We start from the raw sequence: 1,912 nt of genomic DNA, 5'->3' as shown, positions 1-1,912 counted from the left end.
GAGTATCACCACCTGACCACGCTGGTGACCCAGGTCAGCTACCCGGACGGCAGCACCTGGCGAGCGCGTTACGACGACAAGGGCAACCTGCTCGCAAAGCACGGCGCATTTTGACCTGGCGCCTGAACCATTCTTTGTAGGTGATGGTCAGGCAGGGAAAGATACGGCAAGGGGGTTAGAGCAAAGGGTATTTGAGGATCGAGGTGGTCTAAAAGGAACGTCTAATAAACAAAATCCTGTGGGGGTAAATAACCCCAATAGAGATCGCTATCTTGCGGCAGCAGATGAGCATAGAACTCCGAGTGGTAATGCTAAATCTAGCGGAAAACTAAAAGGGGCGACAACATGTTGAAATCTTTAAAGTGGGAAGAAGGACTGGTTTTAAGTGTCAAGGTGGAAGAGGGTGTTTATACTATTGCTCAGATGAGAAGTAATCACCTTTTAGAGGTCTTTAATATCTTCAGGGATGAGGATGACTGGGATGATATTGATTTAAATGATGTCGATTTATTGTTCGCGATTTTTGTATCCATAAAAAACATAAAAAAAATTTTCAACCGTGTAATTTCTAGTGATTGTGTAGTGCCAAATGCTCGCCCTGTGGAGAAAGTTATGCTTTCGGCGATATTTGGAAGTCCTGGAAATACTGGTGCTAAACTTATAGAATTATCGGAGAGCTATTCGAATATCGGAGCGCAGGTGATTAAAAATTCCTTGTCACCAGATAGTGACTTGGAGTTAATTCATCGCTATGAGCTTTGTGGGATGGTAGGTGATCCCGAGAAAATTATTGTTCGTATTAAAAGCTATCGAGAAACTGGTGTTAACTGGGATTCGTCAAAGGAGTTTTTGTTCCCCGGTATTAGGCGGCCATTGAATTAGAGTCTCAGAATGGATGTGTTTGGAGATGATGCTAAAAGATTTTTGGGATCAGTTAAGTTATTTGGAGGGCGATGAAGAGTTATTGGCAGATCTTATGCCGGCATTGAACAGCTTGGTGATGGATTTAATAGGGGTGTCTCGCTCTCAATATGGCCCCCGAATGCTTCCGTTGTTTAAGCGTTGTGTTCTTCGAGTGAACGAGTTTGGGGCTTCGATCGAAACGATTGAAAGAGATTCGTTGCTGGATGTTTTATATAGGCTAGGAGAGCTAGTCTCAATCCCTAGAGATAGCTACTACCTTGAGGCTTGGCGGGGGGATTGGTAGGATTTACAGCATGCCTGTAATAGTTTCTAAGCCTTTCTTGTTGTTCTTTAACAATTAAGCTCAAGCTAGAGGGCGTTCTCCGCTCTCTAGCTATTCCTGGTCATATTTCATCGAATAAAAGATATCTAGAAAGAGCGATCGCATTAACCAAGGGCGCAGTGTTCCGTTCGTTGACCTGGAACCAGGCGAGAGTATCTATAACCCCCATGAGCGTATTCATCTCGTTCGCTCCCAGGGCGGGCACTATCTTCTGCAAACGCTCGATAACGTATTTTTCTATTTTGGCGAGGTGCCAGATGACAATTCGCGCTCGCCTTTGCAGCGCGTGGAAAATGCGCTGGGGCATTACCTGCATTTCACCTACAGTGCCGATGGCCGCCTGACGGATATCACCGCACCAGGGGCACTGCGCGTGCACCTGCACTACGACAACCCACTGGGCCGCCTGACCCACGTCAAGCGCGTGGTTGGCGAAAGCGCCGTTGAAACGCTGGTGCGTTACCGTTACGACGACAATGGCCAGCTTGCCGAGGTGATCAATCGTAACGGCGATTCGGTACGCCAGTTCGGCTATGTCGAAAAGCTGATGACGCGGCACAGTAATGCCCTGGGCCTGATCTGCGAATACCGCTGGGAGACTCAAGACGGCAAACCGCGCGTCGTCGAGCACTGGACCAGCGACGGCGAGCACTATCACTTCCGTTA

The 1,912-nt window shown here is 47.8% G+C and carries 1 protein-coding gene and 1 pseudogene; both read left to right on the top strand.

Going from position 1 to position 1,912, the window contains the following annotated elements:
• Positions 1 to 345: 345 nt before the first annotated feature.
• Positions 346 to 882, top strand: coding sequence for a hypothetical protein (locus ACIPW4_RS27285; RefSeq protein ID WP_400663770.1), 537 nt, complete (start codon positions 346 to 348; stop codon positions 880 to 882).
• Between the two features lie 470 nt (positions 883 to 1,352).
• A pseudogene (locus ACIPW4_RS27280) lies at positions 1,353 to 1,912 on the top strand (type IV secretion protein Rhs); the annotation flags it as partial.

Source organism: Pseudomonas sp. NPDC089996 (assembly GCF_044748405.1).
Lineage (GTDB): Bacteria > Pseudomonadota > Gammaproteobacteria > Pseudomonadales > Pseudomonadaceae > Aquipseudomonas.
Note: the sequence above shows the minus strand (reverse complement) of the source record. Positions and strands in the feature narration are given on the sequence as shown.